The organism is Methylobacterium ajmalii (assembly GCF_016613415.1).
GTDB classification, from domain to species: Bacteria; Pseudomonadota; Alphaproteobacteria; order Rhizobiales; family Beijerinckiaceae; genus Methylobacterium; species Methylobacterium ajmalii.
In genome coordinates this window covers 1-21459 of the sequence record NZ_JACWCT010000121.1, presented here as the reverse complement: position 1 = coordinate 21459, position 21459 = coordinate 1, and the positions used below count along the sequence as shown (strand labels likewise).

The window sequence follows — 21459 nt, the reverse complement described above, 5'->3', positions numbered from 1 at the left end:
TGGCTCCCCCGCGACCGCTCAGCCGGTCCGGTTCGAGGGCAGGCGCAGGCCGGGCGCCGGGCGTTCCAGCAGCACCTCGCGGCGAAAGCGCATCAGCCGGGCCGGGCGCCCGCCGGTCTCGGCGGTGACGGCCTCGGTCTCCTCGACGAGGCCCTGATGGGCGACGAGGCGGCGGAAGTTCTGCTTGTGCAGCAGGATGCCCGACAAAGCCTCGACCACGCGCTGGAGCTGGCCCAGCGTGAAGGCGGGAGGCATCAGCTCGAACACGACCGGCCGGTACTTGATCTTGCCGCGCAGGCGGCCGAGGGCGGTGGCGAGCATGCGCCGGTGGTCGTGGGCCATCGGCCGGCCGGTGAGGGGGCTCACGTCCAGGTCCGCCCCGGCCTCGGGCACGAGGCCGGCCTCGAACAGCAGCTCGTAGCGCTCCAGCACCCGCTCCTCGTTCCAGCCGCTCCCGGCCGCCCCGAATGTCAGGCCGATCCGGTCGCCCCGGCGCCGGCGCGCCTCCGGGCTTGATGCGGCTTCGGCCCAGGCCGCGAGCCGGGCCGCGATGGCGTCGAGGTCGTCCGTGCGCCCCGCCCGCCGGTCCTCGTAGGGGAAATAGCGGTACCAGCTCTGCCAGGCCGAATCGGCGGCGGGCCGCGCCTCGCGCACCAGGGCGAGATAGGCGACCGAGAGCGCGTGCAGCCCGACATCCCCCTTGCCGCCCCGGCGCCGGTCGCGGTCGCCGAAGGTGTAGAGCTGCTCGACGTAGCCGAGGCTCTGGCCGGTCTGCCGCTCGACCCAGGCCCGCAGGCCCCGCTCCAGGGTGGGATGCGCCGGCTCGAGCGGCCCGGCCGGCAGGCCCTCGGTCCGGCCCTCGGGCTGATCGGCCACCGGCACGGTGAGCACCCGCGGCTCGTCGAGCGTCGCCGCCAGGATCGCTGCCGCGAGGCCGACCAGGGGGGCCGTACTCGGTTCCGCCTCGCTCATCGTCCCGCCCTCCCGATCCGGCAGGGGCTTAGCATGGGGAGCGGTGCGAAAAGGTTATTGTCAGAGCCTCGCAGCGGGGAGCGTCGGCCCTGACGAAGCCTTAGGGTGCGATCCGGCGCGCTTCCATCCGCGGGGTGCCGGCCCGAACGGCGACCGCGCTACGGTCGTCCCATCGCTCGATCACGCCGGCACCCGCACCGTCGCCCTGAGGCCCCCGAGCGGCGAGTCGTACAGCGCCACGTCGCCGCCATGCGCGCGCGCGATGTCGAGGGCGATGGCGAGGCCCAGCCCCGAGCCGCCGGCATCCTGGCGGGCGTCGTCGAGGCGCACGAAGGGCTTGAACACCTCCTCGCGCTGCTCGACCGGGATGCCCGGACCGTCGTCGTCGATCGAGACGGCGAGCCAGCGCGCCTCCTGGCGGGCGGTGATCGCGATCGTGTCGCCGTAGCGGGCGGCGTTGGCGGCGAGGTTGAACAGGCAGCGCCGGAAGGCGTCGGGCCGGACCGTCACGGTCGCCTGGCCCTCCAGCGTCACCTCGGAGACGTGGCCGCCCAGACGCTCCACGTCGGTGCGCACGTCCTCGAGGAGCGCCCGCAGGTCGATGGCCGCGGCCGGCTCGCCGGAATCGCCCTTGGCGAAGGCGAGGTAGGCCTCCAGCATCCGGCTCATCTCGTCGACGTCGCGCTGCAGGTCGTCGATCTCGGGGGTCTGGGGCAGCAGCACCAGGGAGAGCCGGAAGCGGGTGATGATGGTGCGCAGGTCGTGGCTGACCCCGTTGAGCATCGTCGTGCGCTGCTCCATCGCCCGCTCGATGCGCCGCTTCATCTCGATGAAGGCGTGGCCGGCCTTGCGCACCTCGCGGGCGCCGCGGGGGCGGAAATCGAGCTCGCGGCCCTTGCCGAAGTTCTCCGCCACGTCGGCGAGCCGCAGGATCGGCCGGATCTGGTTGCGCAGGAAGAGGATCGCGACGCCGAGCAGCACCATCGAGGAGCCGCCCATCCAGAGCAGGAAGATGTGCGAGTTCGAGGCGTAGGCCTGGCTGCGCCGGGCGATCACCCGCATCACCCCGCCGGGGATCTCGACCCGGATCTCGATCAGGTTGGAGCGCCCGACGGTGTCGATCCAGAACGGCCGGGCGATCTGGCGCCGGATCTCGTCGGACAGGGCCTCGTCGAGGAGGGAGAAGAACGGGCGCGGGCCGGGGGCGGGGAGCTTGGCGCCCTCCAGGATGTCGATGTCGAGGTTCAGACGCTCGCTGGCGATCCGCTCCAGGGTCTCGGAGCCCTTGTCCTGCGGGTAGCTCTCGTAGATGTCGATCAAGGCCGCGACGTCGGCGGTCACCGCGGCCGAGAGGCGCCGCGTCACCAGCTGCCAGTGCCGCTCCATGAAGGTGTAGGCGATCACCGATTGCAGCAGCACCATCGGGGCGATGATGATGATGAGGGATCGGGCGTAGAGCCCCTTCGGCAGCCGGTCGCCGATCACGCGGCCGAGCCGGCGCCAGGCCCGCCGGGGCGTCGGCAGCGTCCCGGCGAGGGTGGGGGTGGCCACGGCTAGTCCAGGACCAGACGGTAGCCGACGCCGCGCACGGTCTGCACGTAGCGCGGGTTGGCCGGGTCGTCCTCGATGCGCCGGCGCAGGCGGTTCATCTGCACGTCCACGGTGCGCTCGTTGGCGGCGCCGTTGGTCCCGGTCAGCGCCTCGCGCTCGACGTTGCCGCCGCGGGCGAGCGCCAGGATGGTGAGGATCTCGCGCTCGCGCTCGGAGAGGCGGATCGCCTCCTCGTCGCGGGTGAGCTCGCCGCGCTCGATGCGGAACTGGAACGGCCCGAACCGCACCGCGTCGAGCGGCGCGGCCGTGCCGTCGGCGGGGCCCCGCGCGTTGCGGCGCAGGATGTTGTTGAGGCGCAGGATCAGCTCCCGCGGCTCGAAGGGTTTCGGCAGATAGTCGTCGGCGCCGATCTCGAGCCCGGTGACCCGGTCGTTCGGGTTCGAGCGGGCGGTGAGCATCAGGATCGGCACGCTCGAGGTCAGGCGGATCTGGCGGGCGTAATCGAAGCCGGTCTCGCCCGGCATCATCACGTCGAGCACCACCGCGTCGAAGACCAGGCTGCGGCCCCGCGCCCGCGCCTCGGCGGCGCTCGCGGCAGCGGTGACGCGATAACCGTTCTCGCCGAGGAAGCGGGCGAGGAGGTCGCGCAGGCGGCGGTCGTCGTCGACGACCAGGATGTGGGGGGCGTGGTCGGGCAGCTCGGCCCGGGGGCTGAGGGCGGGGCCGGCGCTCACGGGCGGGCCCCGTCGGCGGACGGGCTCCCGGCCCGGATCTCCGCTTGGATCTCCGCCGGGATCTCGGCCGATGCCTCGCCGCCGATGAGCCGGCTCACCGCGGCGCGCTCCTCCGGCTCGATCATCGCGAGCAGGAACCGGCCCGCCGGCTCGCGGAGCGCGGGGCCGACCTCGGCGAGCGCCCGCCGGACCCGTTCGCCCTGGACGCCCGCGAGGCGCTGGGCGAGCGCACGGCCCTGCGGCGTGCAGGTGAGGAGGCGGTGGCGGCGGTCGCTCGTGCCCGTCCGCTGCGCGATGTAGCCCTGCTCGATCAATTCCTTCAGCACCCGGTTCAGGCTCTGCTTGGTGATCCGCAGGATATCCAGGAGTTCGGCGATGGTGAGGCCGGGATGGCGGTCGACGAAGTGCAGCACCCGGTGGTGGGCGCGGCCGAAGCCGTACTCGGCCAGGATCCGGTCGGGATCGGCGACGAAGTCGCGGTAGGCGAAGAACAAGAGCTCGATGAGGTCGTAGGCCGGCTGGTCTCGGTCCGGCGAGCCGTGTTCCGGCGATCTTTGCGTCGGCCCCTCCGGGGAGTAGCCTGCCGCCCGTCCATCCTCGTCGGCGGCGTCCGGGATGGGGGCCGGACGGGTCCGGGCGGCCTGGGTCAAGGGTCGCACCTCTTGGCGGAACCGAGCCTTCGCGGGCTCGCGTCATTTATGTCAGTCTTGTTGACATATCTCAGTCCCATTGATACCCGTCAACCCCGCCGGCGAAACGAACGAACGCCCCGCGCCCCGCTCAAGCACGAAGGTTGCGCGAGAACCAGCCAGGCGGAAACGAACGCATACGAGGATCATCGTCATGTCCGTCATTCCCTTCGACCAGCGTGAAGGCCACATCTGGGTCGACGGCCGCATGGTGCCGTGGGCGGACGCGAAGATTCACGTACTCAGCCACGGCCTGCACTACGGCTCCAGCGTGTTCGAGGGCGAGCGCGCCTATGGCGGCCAGATCTTCAAGTGCACCGAGCATTCGCAGCGCCTGCGCCGCTCGGCCGAGCTCCTCGACTTCGAGGTCCCGTTCACGGTCGCCGAGATCGACGCCGCCAAGAAGCTGGTGCTCAAGGAGAGCGGCCTCCAGGACGCCTATCTCCGCCCGGTCGCCTGGCGCGGCTCGGAGATGATGGGCGTGTCGGCGCAGGCCAACACCATCCACCTCGCCATCGCGGCGTGGGAATGGCCGAGCTACTTCGACCCGGCGACCAAGATGAAGGGTATCCGGCTCGACCTCGCCGAGTACCGCCGGCCCGATCCGCGCACCGCGCCGTCGGCCTCGAAGGCGGCGGGCCTCTACATGATCTGCACCATCTCCAAGCACCGGGCCGAGAACAAGGGCTACGCCGACGCCTTGATGCTCGACTGGGAGGACAACGTCGCCGAGTGCACCGGCGCCAACGTGTTCTTCATCCAGGACGGGGTGATCCACACGCCCCAGGCCGACCGCTTCCTCAACGGCATCACCCGCCAGACCGTGATCGAGCTGGCCAAGCGCCGCGGTTACGAGGTGGTCGAGCGGCGCATCCGCCTCGAGGAGCTGGCGGGCTTCACCGAGTGCTTCATCACCGGCTCGGCCGCCGAGGTCACCCCGGTCTCGGAGATCGCCCAGTACCGCTTCACCCCGGCGGCGATGACCAAGACCCTGATGGACGACTACACCGCCGAGGTGCAGCCGAAGGCCAAGGCGGCTTGAAACAACGCGGCCTGACGCGAGGCCGCCCGGATCGTGCCGGCCTGAAACAAGGCCGCTCGATTCCCACGACGAGCGCGTGAACAAGGCCCCGGGCGGGAGACCGCCCGGGGCCTTCGCGCGTCCGCGGCCGTGATTTGCGGGGACAAGCCGCGTTCCGGCGTCCCGGCCGGGAACACGAGCCGGGGCTTCCCCGTTGTCTGGCTGGAACATTAAGGGAACACGGGGATCCCCATGACCGCCAGGACCAAGAAGGCCGAGTCCCACGACGCCGAGGCGCAGCACGAGACCGAGAACCCGAAGCAGGATCCCAAGGACACCTCGAACCGCATCAAGGATCCCAAGGACTGGACCACCGGCTCCGAGCCGATGACCGGGGCGCAGGCGTCCTATCTCAAGACCTTGGCCGAGCAGGCCAAGGACGAGGACGCCTACGACCCCGATCTCGACAAGGCCGAGGCCTCGCAGCGCATCGACGCGCTGCGCAAGGAGACCGGCAAGGCCTGACGATCGGGGGGGCGGAACCCGGGAAAATCTCGGTTCCGCCCTCACATCGGGCCGGCAGGGCGCCCTGCCGGCCGTTTCGACCGTCGCGTTAACCTGTGATGAGGAGGTCTCTCCTTACTCTGCCGCCGACGGATCGTGGGAGCGGGGCGTGCGGGACAGGGCGCGGAGAACGGAGGCGGTCCGGACATTCCGGGACGAGCGATCCGGATCGACGGCGATCGAGTACGCGCTCGTGGCCGGGCTGATCTTCCTGGCCCTCACGGGAGCGCTCGCGGTCTACGGCAACTCGGCCGGCAGCCTGTTCACCAACCTCAGCACCCGCTTCCTCGCCGCGCTCCAGTAGGGCGCGCGGCGTTCACTCCGCCGCCAGCCCCGGTGCGTCGGGGGCGAGGCCGTCGAGAGCGAGGTTGTCCAGCGATTGCCGGATGTGCCCGGCCAGGATGTCGGCGAGTGGGTTCGGCTCGCCCGCCCGGTGGCGCATCAGGCCGATCCGGCAGGCGGGCAGGGGCGCGAAGCCGTCCTGCGGGCCGAGCACCCGCATGCCGGAGCGCAGCGCGCTCTCCGGCAGGACCGAGACGGCGAGCCCCGCCAGCACCGCGGCGCCGACCGCGGTGGAGTTCCAGCTCACGAACAGGATCCGGCTATGGCGCCCGCCGCGCTCCAGCGCCTCGATGGCGGCGAGCCGCCAGTTGCAGGCCGGCCGCCCGAGGGCGAGGGGCACCGGCTCCTCCCGGTGCACCGCGTGGCGGCTCGACGTGACCCAGAGCAGCGCCTCGGTGCGGATCGTCTCGACGCCCCGCCGACCGGCGCCTCGCGCCGCGCTCCCCGCCCTGCCTCCCGTCTTGCTTCCCGTCTTGGCCTCGGTGACGATGGCGAGGTCGATGTCGCCGTCGGCGATCCGCTCGGCCAGCATGTCGGAGGGCTCGCACACCACCGTGACCTCGGCCCGCGGATGGGCCCGGGCGAAGCGGCCGAGGATCTCCGGCAGGTAGCGGTCGGCGTAGTCGTCCGGCAGGCCGAGCCGCACCCGGCCGGGCAGGTCGCCCTCGTCGAAGGTCGCCAGGCACTCGGTCTGCAGCCGCACGATGCGGCGCGCGTAGTCGAGCAGGCGCTCGCCGTCCTCGGTCAGGCGCACGCCGCGCCCGGCCTTGACGAAGATCTCGCGCCCGATCCGCTCCTCGAGCCGCTTCATCTGCATCGAGACCGCGGATTGCGTCTTGTGCACGGCCTCGGCCGCGCGGGTGAACGAGCCGCTCTCGGCGATCGCCACGAGGCTGCGGAGCTGGTCGATGTCGAGGGGATGCACCGGGCGGCTCCGTCGTCGGTTCCTGCATCAATTCCCGTGATGTGACACATCTCAAGCATTCGCTCAACGCATCGACCAAGCGGCGCTATGACGGACGCAGCGGAAGAGCGATGGCCGGCGCATGACGAGGTTCGCCGACAGCTCCCGCCGGAGATCACGATGACGATCAGCTTTGCTCCCCTCTTCGGTGTTCTCGCGCTGGCGCCCGGCTACGGCCGCAAGGCCGCGCAGATCGTGGCGCGGATCGTCGTCCTGTGGATCAACCGCCGCGCCGCCTACCGCCTCGCCGAGCTCGATGACCGCGGCCTGAAAGACATCGGGCTGACCCGCAACGACGTGATGGGCGCCCTCGACCTGCCGTTCATGCAGGATCCGACCGTGCCCCTGGTGCATCGACGTCGCACCCGGCGCCAGCTCCCGCCGCCGCCCGTGAGCCTGCGCGTCGCCGCCCGGGATGGGCGGGCGGTGGAGGGGAGGGGGCATTGAGGCGCCTGCGCTGACGAATCGCCCGGCCGACGGCGCGCCACGCTCCTCTCTCGCGGCCGGGAGAGGGGCCAACCCTGTCCGGAGCGCGCGACGATCGGGGGCGACCTCAGTCGACCGGCGGGTTGAGGAGTACCCACAGGCGGGCGATCCGGCCCTCCACGATCTCGGCCACGTCGGCCCCGGTCACGGTGACCGGCTCGCCCTTGGGGCCGGCCTGCCAGGACAGCGAGCCCAGGCCATGATGACCGACGGCCCGGCCGGTCGGCACGAAGCGGAAGGTCGGGCCGAACCGCTCCAGCAGGGCTCCGGCGACCGCAGCGATCGCGTCGCGGCCCTCCACGACGCCGGCGGGCTCGTACATGACCGGCTCGTCGACGAAGAGCTCGGCCAGGGCGGTCGCCCGTCGCCCGGCGTCACGCTCGTTGAAGACGCGCTCCAGGTTGGCCCGGAGCACGCCGTCGAAATCGGGCTCCGGTGTGTCGCTGGTGGCCGGATCGGTGTCTGACATGGTGATGCATCCTTCGATGGCGAATGAACCGCGCGTTCAGTCGCGCGTCACGAGGTCGAGGGCCGGCAGCGGCGTGCCGCGACGATCGGGTCGAGGGCGACGACGGTCTCCCGCAGGCTGTCCGGGCTGCGGCGGCTCGCAAGCATGGCCGTGATGCCGCGCCGGGCGAGTGCGGAGGCGACGGCGCGGCTGATCCGGCCCGCGCCGATGATGCCGGGACTGGGCATGATCTCGATCCTTCCCGGGATGGGCCCGGGTCAGGCGGTGAGGCCGCCATCGGCGACGATGTCCGCGCCGGTCACGAAGGCTGCCTCGGGGCTCGCCAGGAAGGCGACGACGCTGGCGACCTCGTCCGGCCGTCCGTAGCGGCCGATCGCCATGCCGGGGCCGACGAGGGCCGCGACCGGCCCGTCGGCCGGGTTCATGTCGGTATCAGTCGGACCGGGATGCACGGTGTTGACGGTGATCCCCTTCGGGCCGAGATCGCGCGCCAGGCTGCGGTTGAAGCCCGATACCGCGCCCTTGGTCAGCGTGTAGACCGAGGCCGTCGGGAAGGCGGCGTACCGCGTCATTGACGAACCGATGTGGATGATCCGGCCACCCGCCTTCATGTGGCGCACCGCTTCCTGGGTGGCGACGAACACGCCCGTCACGTTGACCGCGAGCATCCGCTCGTAATCGGTAAACCGCACCTCCTCGATCGGGGCGTTGAGGGCGATTCCGGCGTTGTTGACCAGGATGTCGAGGCCGCCGAGGGACTCGACCGTCCGGGCAACGGCCGCCCGGACGGCAGCGGGATCGCCGCCATCGGCCTCGATCGCCAGGGCCGTACCCCCGGCGGCCTCGATATCCGCCACCACCTGCGCCGCCCGTCCTGGCGAGGCGCTGTAGGTCAGCGCCACCGCGGCGCCCTCGGCCGCCAGCCGCCGGGCGACGGCGGCACCGATGGAACGGGAGCCGCCGGTCACGAGGGCGGTCTTGCCGGCGAGCTTGCCGGCTTGGGAATGGGAGGCTTGGATCACGGTCGTCGCTCCATCGCAGGTTCGATGGCGGGAAGAATGGCCCGTCCCCTCGTCCTGGATTAGCCGCCGACGGGTTGTTATGCCTTCAACGATCCGTTGAAGGTGCCGCTGTGGAATCCCTCGCCAACCTGGAAGCCTTCATGCGCAGCGCCGAGCATGGCAGCTTCTCGGAAGCCGCCCGGCGGCTGTCGCTGACGCCGGCCGCGATCAGCCGCAACGTGGCGATGCTGGAGCGCCACCTCGGGGTGCGGCTCTTCCACCGGTCGACGCGCCGGCTGACCCTGACCGAAGCGGGCGAGATCCTCCGCCTCGGCATCGCCGACAAGCTCGACGGTCTCCAGGCCGCCCTCGCCAGCGTCTCCGTCGAGGGCGGGGAGGCGGCCGGCACGCTCAAGGTCAGCCTGCCGCCGACCTTCGGGACGATGCATGTCCTACCCCTGCTTCCGGGCCTGCTCGCCCGCTACCCGCGCATCAAGCCCGAATGGCACTTCGAGAACCGGCCGATCGATCTCGTGGCGGAGGGGTACGATGTCGCCATCGGCGGCGGGTTCGATCTGGCGCCCGGCGTCGTCGCCCGGACCCTGGCCCCGGCTCACATCGTCGCGGTCGCCGCGCCCATCTACCTGCGGGACCGGGTGCTGCCGGCCGACCCGGCCGGGCTCCAGGCTCTCGACGGCATCGTGATGCGCTCCTTGCGGACCGGCCGCATCCGCCACTGGACCATGCGCGACGACGCAGGCCGCACGATGATGGCGCCGCTGCGGGAGACCGTCGTCGTCAACGATCCCAGCGCGATGCGCGAGGCGGCGGTCCTGGGGCTCGGCGTCGCGCTCCTCGCCGTCCCGGACGCGCTCCCGGCCCTGGACCGGGGCGATCTCGTCCGCCTCGTCCCGCGCTGGTATGCCGATGCGGGTGCGATCTCGCTCTACTACGCCTCGCGCACCCTGCTGCCCGCCAAGACCCGCGCCTTCGTCGACTGGGTCACCGATGCGTTCAGGAAGCATCGCATGGCCGAGCGCTTCGCCGGCAGCGCGGGGTAGCGCCGGTGCGATTCGAATCGGGGTTTCATAGGATCCGCGATTGATCGCTCGGCGATTGATGCGCCATCGCGTCGCGATGCGGAGGCCGGCGTCGCTCAGGCCCGTGGAGCCTGCGCCTCCCCATTCGCCCCGTCCCGCCGCTCCAGCACCCCCACCGTCCGGAACGCCAGCGCCAATCCCACCACCCCGAACAGCGCCGAGCCGATCCCGGTCCCGGCCAGCGCCCCTTCCGGCCCGGCGAGATGCGCACCGAGCCACGCCGTCGGCATGGTGCCGAGCGTCGCCCGGCCCCAGTTGAGGGCGCTCGCCGTCAGCGGGAAGCCGAGGTTGTTGAACGAGGCGTTGCCGAGGAAGAGGAGCCCGTTGAAGAACCAGATCGCCCCGCCCGCGAGGCAGAAGAAGGCCAGCAGGTCGGCGGCGGCGCCGTCGAGCCCGAACAGGGCGGTCAGCGGTGCGCGGGCGAGCAGCAGGGCGAGCCAGACCACCGCGATGTAGAGGCCGGTCACCAGGGCGGCGTCGCGCAAGGTCGCGCGCATCCGGTCGAAGCGGCCGGCGCCCCAGTTCTGGCCGAGGATCGGGCCGACCGCGCCCGACAGCGCGAACAGGCCGCCGAAGGCCACCGGCACCAGCCGGTCGACCACCGCGTTGCCGGCGACCGTCGCGGTGCCGAACCCCGCCATGACGTGGGCGAGGAAGGCGCTCGCCACCGGCGGGGCGAGGTTGGTGAGCACGGTCGGCAGCGCGACGCGCAGGATCGGCCCGGCGTCAGAGAGCACCTCCGCGAGGCGCGGGCGCGCCACCATCCGGTGGACGCCGACCGCTCCGGAATACCCCACCCAGGCGAAGGCGAGGCGGGCGACCACGACGGTGATCGCCGCCCCCTCGACCCCGAGGTTCAGGCCGAAGATCAGCAGCGGATCGAGGACGGCCGTCACCGCGGCGCCGGCGAGCGTCACGTTCATGCCGCGCCGCGCGTCGCCGATCGCCCGCAGCACGCCGGAGAACCCCATGCCGAGTGCCATCGCGAGGCTCGAGGGCAGGGCGATCCACAGGAAGGTCCGGGCCGCCGGCACGGTCTCGGGGCCCGCGCCGATCAGCCGGAGGAGGGGCGCGAGGAACGGCAGCAGCAGCCCGGTCACCAATCCCGCGGCGACGACCGCCAGCACCAGGGCGGAGGCGGCGAGCCGGCGCGCCCGCTCGACCTCGCCGGCGCCGAGCGCCCGCGAGACCAGGGCGCCGACCGCGATCATCATCCCGATGTTGATCGAGACCGCGAAGATCTGGACGATGGTGGCGAACCCCACCGCCGCGGTCAGTACCGGATCGCCCAGACGCGCGATGTAGAGCAGCGACAGGAGGTCGACGACGAAGATCGCCATCAGGCCGACCGAGCCCGTCGCCGCCATCACGACGACGTGGCGCAGCGTCGAGCCGGTGACGAAGCGGGCGGGCGCGGCGTCGGTCCCGGGCGGGCGGGGATCACCCATCGGCGCCGGCCCGCTCGCGGGCGATGATGTCCTCGGTCTCCGGGTTGAGGCCGTGCGAGGCGTGGAGCGGCGCGGTCAGGGGCTCGGGCTTGATCCGCACCAGGCTGCGCAGCGGGTCGGCCCGGTCGAGGGGATCGCCGGCCTGCTGCAGCACCAGCCGGGCGAGGTCGCGCTTGCGCACGTCGTCGACGGTGCGGGCCGCCTCCTCGGCCGAGAGGCCGAGCGCCTCCAGGGTGGCGCGCCCGAAGGCGAGGGCCGATTCGAAGGTCTCGCGGATCTGGTAGTCGACGTCGCGGCCCATCGCCTCGATCGCCTGCACGCGGTCGAACACCCGCACGTAGGTGCGCGCCGCCGGGAACTCGGCGTGGACGAGGTCGACGATCTTGAGGGTGGCCTCCGGATCGTCGATGCAGATGCAGACCACCTCGGCCTTGCCGGCGCCGGACGAGCGCAGCACGTCGAGGCGGGTGCCGTCGCCGTAATAGACCCGGAAGCCGAAGCGGGCGGCGCTGCGGATCTGCTCGACGTCCTTGTCGATCACCGTGACGCTGAGCCCTTGGGCCAGCAGCACCTGGTTGAGGATGTGGCCGAAGCGGCCGAAGCCGATCACCAGGACGCGGGCCTCGGCATCCTCGATCACCTCGTGCTCGGGTTCGAGGGGCGCGGTGGCGCGCCGCGACAGCACCCCGTCGAGGACCTTGGCGCCGATCGGCCCGATCAGCATGGTGATGGCCGCGAGCGCGATGGCGAGCCGCCCGGACGGCCCGTCGACGAGGCCGAGCTCCTGGCCCACCGGCAGGAGCACGAAGGCGAACTCGCCCGCCGGCGCCAGCACGGCGGCACCGCGCAGGCCGTCGAGCCAGGACGAGCCGAACAGACGGAAGAGCCCGGCGACCAGCGCGACCTTGATCAGGATCGCCCCCAGCGTGGCGAGGAACAGGCCGAGCCAGTTCTGCATCACCAGGGTGAGGTCGATCGACATGCCGACGCTCATGAAGAACAGGCCGAGCAGCATGCCGCGGAACGGCTCGATGTCGGCCTCGAGCTGGTGGCGGAAGTTCGATTCGGCGAGCAGCAGCCCGGCGAGGAACGCCCCCATCGCCATCGACAGCCCGACCTCCTCCATCAGGAGCGCGGTGCCGAGCACCACGAGGAGGGCGGCCGCCGTCATCACCTCGCGGGCGCCGCTGGCGGCCAAGAGCCGGAAGAACGGGTTGAGGCCGTAGCGGCCGACCAGCACCACCCCGATCACCGCCGCCACCGCCGTCCCGGCCGATTGCAGGGCGGTGCCGATCCAGGCCTCGCCGCCGCCCGACGGGCCGGTCTGGGCGATCAGCGGCAGGAAGGCCAGGATGCCGACGATCGAGAGGTCCTGGAACAGCAGCACCGCGAAGGCGCGCTGGCCGTAGGGCGAGGCGAGGTCGCGCCGTTCCTCCAGGAGCTGCAGCGCCACCGCGGTCGCCGAGAGCGCGAGCGCGATGCCGATCACGGTCGCGGCCCCCGCCGACAGGCCGGTGAGGAAGCCCAAGCCCCCGAGCGCCAGGGCGCAGAGCCCGAGCTGGAGCGTGCCGAGGCCCAGGATGTCGCGCCGCAGCGAGATCAGCCGCGAGATCTCGAGCTCCAGCCCGACGATGAACAGGAGCAGCACCACCCCGAGCTCCGAGACGCTGCGGGCGGTCTCCGGCTCGGTGATCAGCGACAGGCCCGAGGGGCCGATGACGACGCCGGCCACGAGGTAGCCCAGCACCGCGCTCTGCCCGAGCAGGCGGAAGATCGGCACGCCGATCACCGCGGCGGACAGGAAGGTGAGGACCGGCGGCAGGAAGCTGGCGTGGTCGGCGGCGGTCGCCATCGCGCGGGGGTCTCCCGGGTTCGAGGTCGGCTTAGGCTCCCTCCCTTAACCCGAACGGGGCCCGCGGGCGAACCCGGTTCGGCGCGGGCGCGGCGATGCGGCCGTGTCCTCGGTCCCTTCCCGCCCGAGGCGCCTGCCGCGGGTGACGTTGCGGGCCGGGTGTCGCGGGCGCGCGCTAGGGATCTGCGCGAATGCATGGCACAAGAGGTTGACAGGGGCCGCCCCGCCTCGCCACATCCCGGATCATGAGCGCCTCCGTGAACCAGACCGACGCCGGTGCCGCCGCGCCCGCGAAGCCGCCCCTCGAGATCCTCCTCTGCGCCCCGCGCGGGTTCTGCGCCGGCGTGGTGCGGGCCATCGACGTCGTCGAGCGGGCGCTGGCCCTCTACGGGCCGCCCGTCTACGTGCGGCACGAGATCGTGCACAACAAGTACGTGGTCGAGAGCCTGAAGCGCAAAGGCGCGGTCTTCGTCGCCGAGCTCGACGAGGTGCCGGACGGCAAGGCCCCGGTGATCTTCTCCGCCCACGGCGTGGCCAAGACCGTGCCGCAGAACGCGAACTCCCGCGGGCTCACCACCATCGACGCGACCTGCCCGCTGGTGACCAAGGTCCACCGCGAGGCCGAGATCCACCACAAGCGCGGCCGTCACGTGCTGCTGGTCGGCCATTCCGGCCATCCGGAGGTCGTCGGCACCATGGGCCAGCTGCCCAAGGGCTCGATCACCCTGGTGGAGGATATCGAGCAGATCGAGGCGCTGGAGCCCGAGAGCCGCGACAACCTCGCCTGGGTGACCCAGACCACCCTCTCGGTCGACGACACCCACCACATCGTCGAGGCGTTGAAGCAGAAGTTCCCCAAGATCGTCGGTCCGCACAAGGACGACATCTGCTACGCCACCACCAACCGCCAGGAGGCGGTGAAGCAGGTGGCCCCCCTCGTTGACGCGCTGATCGTCGTCGGTTCTTCGAATTCCTCGAACTCGCAGCGCCTGCGCGAGGTCGCCGAGCGGGTCGGCTGCCCGATCACCCGGCTCGTCAACCGCGCCGAGGACCTGGACTGGGAGGCGTTCTCCGACATCCGCCGCCTCGGCCTGACCGCCGGCGCCTCGGCCCCCGAGGTGCTGGTGGAAGAGATCATCGACGCCTTCGCGACCCGCTACGAGGTCACGGTCGACACGGTCTCGACCACGACCGAGGACATGGTCTTCCCGCTGCCGCGCGAGCTGCGCAGCGAGGCGGCGGAGTAGCGTCACACGACTGATTGCAAGGTGAGGCGCCTCCCCTCCCCCTTGTGGGGAGGGGGCGGGGATCGAAGATCCCGCGTGGGGGTGGTGCCGGATGGAGCGCTGCGGTGCCTCCTGCACCACCCCCACCCCTAGCCCCTCCCCATAAGGGGGAGGGGAAGGAGCCAACCTTCTCAGGTTCCGGTAGCGGCACCCAACGCTGCGTCTCCATCTCACTTCTTCGAGCAAAGCAGAACGGCCGTGGCGGTCTACACCGAGGTTCCGGACGAGGCGCTGGCCGCCTTCCTTGCCGCCTACGAGATCGGCGACCTTCTGTCCTACAAGGGCATCGCCGAGGGGGTGGAGAACACCAACTTCATCCTGCACACCACCACCGGCTCCTACATCCTCACCCTCTACGAGAAGCGGGTGAGGGAGGACGACCTGCCGTTCTTCCTCGGCCTGATGCAGCACCTCGCCGCCCGCGGCCTCGCCTGCCCGCAACCGATCCGCACCCGGGACGGTGCCACCCTCGGGCGCCTCTGCGGCCGGCCCGCGGTGATCGTGTCGTTCCTGGAGGGCGTCTCGGTGCGCCGGCCGGGGGTCAAGCATTGCCGGGCGCTGGGCGCGGCGCTCGCCGGCCTGCACGCCGCCGGAGCCGATTTCCCGATGCAGCGGCCGAACGCCCTCTCGGTGGCGGGCTGGCGCCCGCTCTTCGAGGCGGCGGAGGCGCAGGCCGATCGGGTCGCCCCGGGGCTCGCCGCCCGCACCCGCGCGGACCTGGCGCTCCTCGAAGGCTCCTGGCCGCAGGACCTGCCCGGCGGCGTCATCCACGCCGACCTCTTCACCGACAACGTCTTCTTCCTCGGCGACGACGTCTCGGGCCTGATCGACTTCTACTTCGCCTGCACCGATTCCTTCGCGTACGACCTGGCGATCTGCCTCAACGCCTGGTGCTTCGAGGCCGACTACGCGTTCAACCGCACCAAGGGCCAGGCGATGATCGCCGCCTACCAGGCCGTGCGCCCGCTCGAACCGCGCGAGGTCGCGGCCCTGCCGCTGCTCGCCCGCGGCGCGGCCTTGCGCTTCATGCTGACCCGCCTCGTCGACTGGCTCAACGTGCCCCCCGGCGCCCTGGTGAAGCCGAAGGACCCGCTCGAATACGACCGCAGGCTCGCCTTCCACCGCAAGGTCGCGGCGGCGGAGGAATATGGGTGGAGCCCGGTGGCGGGGTGAGGGCAAGCGGCTCTTCCCTCGACATCATCGGTATGAAAGAATCATACCGATGATGTCGACCGTATCCCGGGAGCTGCGATCATGTCTGCCACGACCAAGCGGACCTTCAGCCTGCCCGACGCGCAGTCGCACTACATCGATACCCTGGTCGCATCCGGCACCTACGCGAGCGGCAGCGAAGTGGTGCGAGCCGGCTTGAGAGCGTTGCAGGAGCGCGACGCCGCCGTTGAAACCTGGCTGCGCGACGAGGTCGTGAAGACCTACGACGCGATGACGAGCGATCCCGGCCGCGGGCGATCCGTCGACGACGTGCGCGCCGGGCTCCAGACGCGCCATGCCGCCCGCCTGCGGGATGCCGATCGGTGAGCCTGACGATCGTCGTCTCACCGGAGGCCGAAGGCGATCTTCAGAGAATCTACGACTATATCTCCGAGCAGCCCGGGGCGACGCGCGCCCTCGGCTATGTCGACCGGATCCTGGCGCATTGCGAGGGGTTCGCGACCTTTCCGGAACGCGGACGCAGACGAGACGATCTTCGCCCGGGATTGCGGGTGACGGGGTTCGAGCGCCGCGTCACGATCGCGTTCCATCTCATGGGCGACCACGTGGTGATCGACCGGATCCCTCCATGCCGGCCGCAACGTCCGGGCGGCCTTCGACGCGGACGATGCGCCGTAGCGGTGTCCGCCCGGCCGGCTGTCCCTCACAGCCGCGCCAGCAGCTCCGTCTTCTTCGCAGCGAACTCGGCCTCGGTCAGCACGCCCCGGCGGTGCAGCTCCGACAGGCGCTCGATCATCCCGAACACGTCGCCACCCGACGCAGCGGCCGGGGAGGCCGGCGAGACGGCCTCCGGGGCGGTCTCCGGCACGGGCATCGGCGGGGAAGCGGAGGTCTCGGCCGGACCGGGCGCACCGACCACCGGCAGCTCCTCCAGCCGCACCGGACCGAACTGGCTGGTGAAGGCCAGGGAATGGGACGAACCCTGCTGCTGCGAGACGCCGCCGATCCGGTGGTCGCCGGTGTCGTAGAGCGTCACCCGGCCGCCGGACTCGATCGCGAGGCGGCGGGCCTGCGGGAAGAACGCGTAGCGCGCGTCGTTCTGCGACCCGGAGGTCGCCGGCTGGCCGAGGCCGTCCGGCCACCAGGAGCCGCCGACCCAAGAGCCGCCGACCGATGACCCGCTCCAGGAGCCTCCCGAGCCGAGGCCCTGGCTCTGGCTCGATCCCCGGTTCTCCCCGGGCATCGCGGCGGCGAGCGGGGCCAGCTCGTCGCAGAGCGCCACGACCCGGGCCTTGAGGCCGGCATTGAACATGTCGCCGATCATCGTCATGCCGCCGGCGGTCCACTGGCCCATGCCGCCGAGGTCGGGATGGTCGAACTGCGCCATCCGGCCGTGGCCGCGGGCGAGCGCGTCGAGGAGGTGGCGGACGGCGTCTTGGCCGACGCCGTGGCGGGCGGCGATCGCGTCGAGGTCGGGCATCGGTCATTCGCTCCGGGGGGCGCCCGGGCATAGCGCAGTCCCTGCCCGCGGGGAATGGCGATCCGGCGTCAGCCGAGTCCCGGCAGGAGCCGGGTGAGCAGGCCGCCGCGCCGCGGCGGCAGGGGCGGGATCGTCGGCGAGAGGTGCCAGGCGCCCGGGTCGGTGCGCATGTCGTCCTCCCGCAGGGTGTCGATGCGGGCGATCTTGTCGAGCAGCTCGGCGGCCACCGTCTCGGGATCCGGCAGGGTGAAGTTCACCGTGAAGCCGTCGCCGGCGTGGCTGCTCGTCCCGACCGGGTAGTAGTAATGCGCCCGCGTGCGGGTGATGAGGTCGATCAGCCGGTAGGTCCCGCCGAGCTTGAGCCGGTCGGAGAGCACGATCACCCGCCGGCCCGGGGGGGCGAAGAGCAGGGTGTGGAAGGCCGAGCCGTTGGCCCCGAGCACCACCCGGTGCCGGGCGAACAGGCGCACCTGCTCGGGAAAGCTCAGGAGCTCGGGATGGACGATCCGCACCCCCTCGCGCTCCAGGATCGCCGTCACCGCCGACTCGTTGGAAAAGCGCCGCACGCCCGCGGTCAGCCGGGTCTTCGACAGGTAGACCGGCTGGGGGTCGGCATCGACCTCCTCGGGCGCGTAGTAGCCGCGCCCGATCCGCCCGCAGAGGTCGGCCAGCACCGGGAAGGCGTAGTCGTCCTGCTGCAGGGCCGCCTGGGGCACCAGCAGGGTGGGGATCCGCACCGGGTGCCCGAACGAGGCGAGGTCCATCACGTTCAAGCCCAGCCGGCCGAGGATCTCGGGAATGAACGGGGTGGCGCCCCAGTTCGCCCCGAGCCCCGGCCCGTGGCAGAGCAACGTCGGGCGCAACGTCCCCTCGGGATGGTCGAGGAGCGGCCAGAGCCGGGCCAGGGTGTTGATGACGAAGTGGCCGTAATGCGGGTGGATCGCCCCGACATAGAGGTGCGGGCCGGCGGGCGCCTCCTCGGTCACCGGGCCCTGGTCGGCCGGCCACTCGGTCGCCTGCCAGGTCGGGGTGCGCTCGCTGCTGTGGTGGTCGAGGGATTCGGCCACCATCCGGCCGTCGGCGTCGAAGATCACCGGGATCCTGTCGCAGCCCGGGGTGCGCACGAGGTAGCGCGCATCCTCGACCAGGCGCAGGGCCGGCCGGCCCTGGCGCACCTCGGCATGGCCGTAGACCGCTTCGCTCCGCTGCAGAATCATGCTGCCCTGGGGTGTCCCGTCATCCGCGGGCCGTCAGGCCTGCGCCGCCGGGCTCGCATCCCCCGGCACCTCGATCACTGCCCTTAAGCCGCCGAGTGCGGCCGCGTCGAGGCGCAGGCGCCCGCGATACAGGGCGGCGAGGTCGGAGACGATGGACAGTCCGAGCCCCGAGCCGGGTTTGGTCTCGTCGAGGCGCCGGCCGCGCTCCAGCACCGCCACCCGGGCCTCGGGCGGCAGGCCGGGCCCGTCATCCTCCACCGTGACGATGAGATGGGGGTACTCGCCCTGGCCGATCACCTCGGCGCGGATCGAGACGCGGGCATGGGCCCACTTGGCGGCGTTGTCGACGAGGTTGCCGATCATCTCCTCGAAGTCCTGGCGCTCGCCGCGGAAGCGCAGGCCCGGGGTCACGCTGGTCTCGAAGGTCAGGTCCTTGTCGTAGAAGATCTTGCCGAAGGTGCGCACCAAAGCCGCCACCACCGGTTCGACGTCCGTGAAGGTGCCGAGCGCGCCGGCGAGCGCCGCCGCGCGGGCCCGATCGAGGTGGTAGTTCACCTGGTCGCGCATCACCGCGGCCTGCTCGCGGACCTTCACGGCGAGCTCGCTGTTGGCGTCCCCCGCCGAGGCCTCGTTGACGATGATGCTCAAGGGGGTCTTCAGCGCGTGCGCCAGGTTGCCGACCTGGGTGCGGGCACGCTCCAGGATCTCCCGGTTGGTCTCCAGCAGGAGGTTCACCTCGCCGGCGAGCGGCGCGATGTCCCGCGGGTACTCGCCCGAGATCCGGTCGGCCTCGCCGCGGCGGATGGCGCCGAGCGCCGCCCGGAGCTTGATCAGCGGCGCGAGGCCGAAGCGGATCTGCAAGAGGGTGGTGAGGCCGAGCGACAGGCCGAGCAGCGCGAAGGTGGTGGTGAGGGCCAGCGTGAAGCGCCGCATGTCGGCGGCGATCTCGTCGGACGGGCCAGCGACGCGCACGAGGTAGCGGCCCTCCTCGCCGAGATCGACGGTGCGCTCGATGATGCGCAGGGGCCGGTCGTCCTGCGCCTTGCCGTAACCCTTGCGCAGCTGCCCGGCCCCGGCCTCGCCGACCGCGTCGTCGGGCGGCTGGAGCGGCACGCCGACGAGCGAGCGCGAGGTGCGCAGGTCCCGCGGCCGGGCGTTCGGCCGGCCGACCTGCCAGTACCAGCCCGACAGCGGCAGGTCGAAGCGCGGGTCGCCGAGGGAGCCGAAGCCCCGCGCCTCGGAATCGGAGGGCGAGACGAGGTTGGTGGCCAGATCGTTGGCGTAGACGAGGAGCCGGCTGTCGAAGGCGCGCTCGGTGGTCTCGCGGTAGAGGGTCGAGAGGATCAGGCCGGCGATCAGCAGGATCAGCGCGCTCGACAGCAGCGCCGAGACCGCGAGGCGTACCGCGATCGAGCGCTTGCGCCACGGCCGCCAGCCGAACGGCCAGGCTCGCGGGGCGGACGAGCCCGTGGCGGGCGCGCCGGCGAGGCCCGTCTCGGCCGTGCCGGTCGATCTCGGCGCCTCGGCCGCGGCCCGGCCGGGGCCGGTCACGGCTGCTTTCCGCCGGTGCCCGCGTCGATCAGGTAGCCGAGACCGCGCACCGTCTGGATCAGGTCGACCGCGAGCTTCTTGCGCAGGCGCCCGACGAAGACCTCGATGGTGTTCGAGTCGCGGTCGAAGTCCTGGTCGTAGAGGTGCTCGGTCAGCTCGGCGCGGGAGACCACCCGGCCGGTATGGTGCATCAGGTAGGAGAGCAGCCGGTACTCGTGCGAGGTGAGCTTGACCGGGCTGCCGTCGACGAAGACGCGGCCCGAGCGGGTGTCGAGCACCACCGGACCGACGCCGATCTGGCTCGTGGCGTGGCCGGCGGTGCGGCGCAGCAGCGCCCGCACCCGGGCCAGCAGCTCCTCCATGTGGAAGGGCTTGGTGACGTAGTCGTCGGCCCCGGCATCGAAGCCGTTGACCTTGTCGCTCCAGCGGTCGCGGGCGGTCAGGATGATGACCGGCGTCTTGATCTGCGCCCGGCGCCAGCCCGACAGCACCGAGACGCCGTCGGCCTTCGGCAGGCCCATGTCGAGGATGATGCAGTCGTAGGGCTCGGTCTCGCCCAGGAAGGCACCCTCCTCGCCGTCGAACGCCTTGTCGACGGCGTAGCCCGCCTCCTCCAGGGCGCTCACGACCTGGCGGTTGAGGTCTCGGTCATCCTCGACCACGAGCAGACGCACGATCCGACCCTCTCACGCTCGAGACAAACCCGGGATCACCACTGCCCGGCCACTTTCCCGGACCGGGCATCCACCATCACGTGCACGAACTGCCCGTCCTTGCGCAAGGCCGTCAGCATGTAGACCAGCGCCTCGTCCCGCCGGCAGAGATTGGCCCGCACGATGTCGGCCCGCGGCACGGCGGCCCGCGCCGCCCGGATCGCCGCCACCGGCTCGACCACCCGCTTCTCCGCCACCGCCTCGCGCAGGTCGCCTGAGGAGAGGCAGGTCTGGGTCGTCTCCACGGCCTTGACCGGCCGGGCCGGCACCGCTCCGGTCGCGGTCTCGTCCCGCTCCTCCGCGGCCGCGAGCCAGCCCGAGGCGCCGGCGAGGCCGGCGAGGGCGGGGAGCAGGAGGAGGGCGAGCTGGCGCATGACGGGGACCATCGGCGTCGGGCACTGAATGCACCCTGAATGCGGCCGGGCCGGGGGTCTCGCGGGAGCCCCGGACCGGCCGCCTCTCCGGGTCAACCCGAAAGGCCCGTTCGGGCTCCGGGCCGTCGTCCGAATCGCGCACGAGGGAGCCGCCGGGGCCTGCGAGCCGCGGTGAACCCGAGTGAACCCGGAAGCGGGCGCGGCTGTTATGGTTAAGGCAGCGTTCACCGCGCCGTCCGACCCTGCAGGCCGTCACCCGGGGAGATTCGATGCGTCCCGCCGCCGTCCCGTTCCTCGCCGCCCGGCTCCTCGTCGGCGCAGCCTTCGCCGCCCCGGCGGCCGCGCAGGATGCGGCGCCCGAGCGTCCGGTCGCCGAGCCGGCGGCCGTGACCGAGGCGGGCGCGCCGCTGCTGCTGCGCATCCGCCCCCGGGACGAAGCGCCGGTCGACGGCTCGGGCGAGGAGACGGCCGA

At 72.0% G+C, this 21459-nt stretch carries 24 protein-coding genes and 1 pseudogene; 10 read left to right on the top strand and 15 right to left on the bottom strand.

All coding sequences use genetic code 11. From position 1 onward, the window contains the following. Positions 1 to 18: 18 nt before the first annotated feature. The 4 genes from HPY23_RS22590 to HPY23_RS22575 all read right to left on the bottom strand — a co-directional run bounded on the left by HPY23_RS22590 (position 19) and on the right by HPY23_RS22575 (position 3907). Positions 19 to 972, bottom strand: coding sequence for an NUDIX hydrolase (locus tag HPY23_RS22590; protein WP_091885806.1), 954 nt, complete (start codon positions 970 to 972; stop codon positions 19 to 21). 180 nt (positions 973 to 1152) lie between these two features. Beyond that, a complete protein-coding gene (locus tag HPY23_RS22585) occupies positions 1153 to 2523 on the bottom strand; it encodes an ATP-binding protein (RefSeq protein WP_091885809.1) in 1371 nt (456 codons plus the stop codon). A gap of 2 nt (positions 2524 to 2525) precedes the next feature. Continuing rightward, on the bottom strand, positions 2526 to 3257 hold the full coding sequence (locus HPY23_RS22580) for a response regulator (RefSeq protein ID WP_060849663.1): 732 nt from the start codon (positions 3255 to 3257) through the stop codon (positions 2526 to 2528). Beyond that, positions 3254 to 3907, bottom strand: a complete 654-nt coding sequence (locus HPY23_RS22575) for a MarR family winged helix-turn-helix transcriptional regulator (RefSeq protein ID WP_210344380.1) — start codon at positions 3905 to 3907, stop codon at positions 3254 to 3256. Before HPY23_RS22575 ends, HPY23_RS22580 begins: the two co-directional genes overlap by 4 nt. Before the next feature lie 193 nt (positions 3908 to 4100). Here HPY23_RS22575 and HPY23_RS22570 point away from each other — a divergent pair, with 193 nt between their 5' ends. The 3 genes from HPY23_RS22570 to HPY23_RS22560 all read left to right on the top strand — a co-directional run bounded on the left by HPY23_RS22570 (position 4101) and on the right by HPY23_RS22560 (position 5835). Continuing rightward, entirely contained in the window at positions 4101 to 4988 is an 888-nt protein-coding gene (locus HPY23_RS22570) for a branched-chain amino acid aminotransferase (protein ID WP_091885813.1), read from the top strand. A gap of 231 nt (positions 4989 to 5219) precedes the next feature. After that, positions 5220 to 5492 (top strand): DUF3072 domain-containing protein, encoded by a 273-nt coding sequence (locus HPY23_RS22565; RefSeq protein WP_091885815.1) that lies wholly within the window; start codon positions 5220 to 5222, stop codon positions 5490 to 5492. Positions 5493 to 5640: 148 nt separating this feature from the next. Further along, a complete protein-coding gene (locus tag HPY23_RS22560; RefSeq protein ID WP_082742850.1) occupies positions 5641 to 5835 on the top strand; it encodes a Flp family type IVb pilin in 195 nt (64 codons plus the stop codon). Between the two features lie 12 nt (positions 5836 to 5847). On the opposite strand, the gene HPY23_RS22555 is transcribed toward HPY23_RS22560, so the two are convergent. Next, positions 5848 to 6798 (bottom strand): LysR substrate-binding domain-containing protein, encoded by a 951-nt coding sequence (locus HPY23_RS22555; protein ID WP_091885818.1) that lies wholly within the window; start codon positions 6796 to 6798, stop codon positions 5848 to 5850. 159 nt (positions 6799 to 6957) lie between these two features. Here HPY23_RS22555 and HPY23_RS22550 point away from each other — a divergent pair, with 159 nt between their 5' ends. After that, complete coding sequence (locus tag HPY23_RS22550; RefSeq protein WP_091885821.1) at positions 6958 to 7284, top strand: DUF1127 domain-containing protein; 327 nt, start codon at positions 6958 to 6960, stop codon at positions 7282 to 7284. A gap of 106 nt (positions 7285 to 7390) precedes the next feature. Here the strand turns inward: HPY23_RS22550 and HPY23_RS22545 are convergent, their stop codons facing one another. From HPY23_RS22545 to HPY23_RS22535, 3 genes are read right to left on the bottom strand one after another with little or no spacing between them, the layout of a single operon-like run. Then, a complete protein-coding gene (locus HPY23_RS22545) occupies positions 7391 to 7792 on the bottom strand; it encodes a nuclear transport factor 2 family protein (RefSeq protein WP_091885824.1) in 402 nt (133 codons plus the stop codon). Between the two features lie 47 nt (positions 7793 to 7839). Continuing rightward, a complete protein-coding gene (locus HPY23_RS22540; protein ID WP_091885827.1) occupies positions 7840 to 8019 on the bottom strand; it encodes an NAD(P)-binding domain-containing protein in 180 nt (59 codons plus the stop codon). 30 nt (positions 8020 to 8049) lie between these two features. Then, positions 8050 to 8814 (bottom strand): 3-oxoacyl-ACP reductase family protein, encoded by a 765-nt coding sequence (locus HPY23_RS22535; protein WP_244537562.1) that lies wholly within the window; start codon positions 8812 to 8814, stop codon positions 8050 to 8052. Between the two features lie 110 nt (positions 8815 to 8924). On the opposite strand from HPY23_RS22535, the gene HPY23_RS22530 reads away from it, so the two are divergent. Further along, the gene (locus HPY23_RS22530) at positions 8925 to 9854 is read left to right on the top strand and encodes a LysR family transcriptional regulator (RefSeq protein ID WP_091885830.1); all 930 of its coding nucleotides are present in this window, start codon (positions 8925 to 8927) and stop codon (positions 9852 to 9854) included. Between the two features lie 95 nt (positions 9855 to 9949). Here HPY23_RS22530 and HPY23_RS22525 read toward each other — a convergent pair whose 3' ends face one another. Then, positions 9950 to 11341, bottom strand: a complete 1392-nt coding sequence (locus HPY23_RS22525; RefSeq protein ID WP_091885833.1) for an MATE family efflux transporter — start codon at positions 11339 to 11341, stop codon at positions 9950 to 9952. Continuing rightward, positions 11334 to 13193 (bottom strand): monovalent cation:proton antiporter-2 (CPA2) family protein, encoded by a 1860-nt coding sequence (locus HPY23_RS22520; protein ID WP_060849672.1) that lies wholly within the window; start codon positions 13191 to 13193, stop codon positions 11334 to 11336. Before HPY23_RS22520 ends, HPY23_RS22525 begins: the two co-directional genes overlap by 8 nt. A gap of 245 nt (positions 13194 to 13438) precedes the next feature. Here HPY23_RS22520 and ispH point away from each other — a divergent pair, with 245 nt between their 5' ends. From ispH to HPY23_RS22500, 4 genes and pseudogenes are all read left to right on the top strand, one after another. Further along, the gene (ispH, locus tag HPY23_RS22515) at positions 13439 to 14440 is read left to right on the top strand and encodes a 4-hydroxy-3-methylbut-2-enyl diphosphate reductase (RefSeq protein WP_048433975.1); all 1002 of its coding nucleotides are present in this window, start codon (positions 13439 to 13441) and stop codon (positions 14438 to 14440) included. A 237-nt stretch (positions 14441 to 14677) separates the two neighbouring features. After that, positions 14678 to 15652, top strand: a complete 975-nt coding sequence (locus tag HPY23_RS22510) for a homoserine kinase (protein ID WP_091885836.1) — start codon at positions 14678 to 14680, stop codon at positions 15650 to 15652. A gap of 81 nt (positions 15653 to 15733) precedes the next feature. Continuing rightward, complete coding sequence (locus tag HPY23_RS22505; protein WP_091885839.1) at positions 15734 to 16018, top strand: type II toxin-antitoxin system ParD family antitoxin; 285 nt, start codon at positions 15734 to 15736, stop codon at positions 16016 to 16018. Next, a pseudogene (locus tag HPY23_RS22500) lies at positions 16015 to 16206 on the top strand (type II toxin-antitoxin system RelE/ParE family toxin); the annotation flags it as partial. The gene HPY23_RS22505 and the pseudogene HPY23_RS22500, both read left to right, overlap by 4 nt. A gap of 149 nt (positions 16207 to 16355) precedes the next feature. Here the strand turns inward: HPY23_RS22500 and HPY23_RS22495 are convergent. The 5 genes from HPY23_RS22495 to HPY23_RS22475 all read right to left on the bottom strand — a co-directional run bounded on the left by HPY23_RS22495 (position 16356) and on the right by HPY23_RS22475 (position 20987). Next, the gene (locus HPY23_RS22495; protein WP_091885842.1) at positions 16356 to 17132 is read right to left on the bottom strand and encodes an SHOCT domain-containing protein; all 777 of its coding nucleotides are present in this window, start codon (positions 17130 to 17132) and stop codon (positions 16356 to 16358) included. A 68-nt stretch (positions 17133 to 17200) separates the two neighbouring features. Beyond that, positions 17201 to 18349: a glycosyltransferase family 61 protein gene (locus tag HPY23_RS22490; protein WP_091885845.1), complete on the bottom strand. Its 1149-nt coding sequence runs from the start codon at positions 18347 to 18349 to the stop codon at positions 17201 to 17203. Positions 18350 to 18382: 33 nt separating this feature from the next. Then, on the bottom strand, positions 18383 to 19759 hold the full coding sequence (locus HPY23_RS22485; protein ID WP_060850800.1) for a sensor histidine kinase: 1377 nt from the start codon (positions 19757 to 19759) through the stop codon (positions 18383 to 18385). A 137-nt stretch (positions 19760 to 19896) separates the two neighbouring features. Then, positions 19897 to 20574, bottom strand: coding sequence for a response regulator transcription factor (locus tag HPY23_RS22480; protein ID WP_048431373.1), 678 nt, complete (start codon positions 20572 to 20574; stop codon positions 19897 to 19899). A 35-nt stretch (positions 20575 to 20609) separates the two neighbouring features. After that, complete coding sequence (locus tag HPY23_RS22475) at positions 20610 to 20987, bottom strand: PepSY domain-containing protein (RefSeq protein WP_091753059.1); 378 nt, start codon at positions 20985 to 20987, stop codon at positions 20610 to 20612. Positions 20988 to 21256: 269 nt separating this feature from the next. On the opposite strand from HPY23_RS22475, the gene HPY23_RS22470 reads away from it, so the two are divergent. After that, the coding region (locus HPY23_RS22470; RefSeq protein ID WP_200649677.1) for a hypothetical protein at positions 21257 to 21459 on the top strand (203 nt) is incomplete at its 3' end.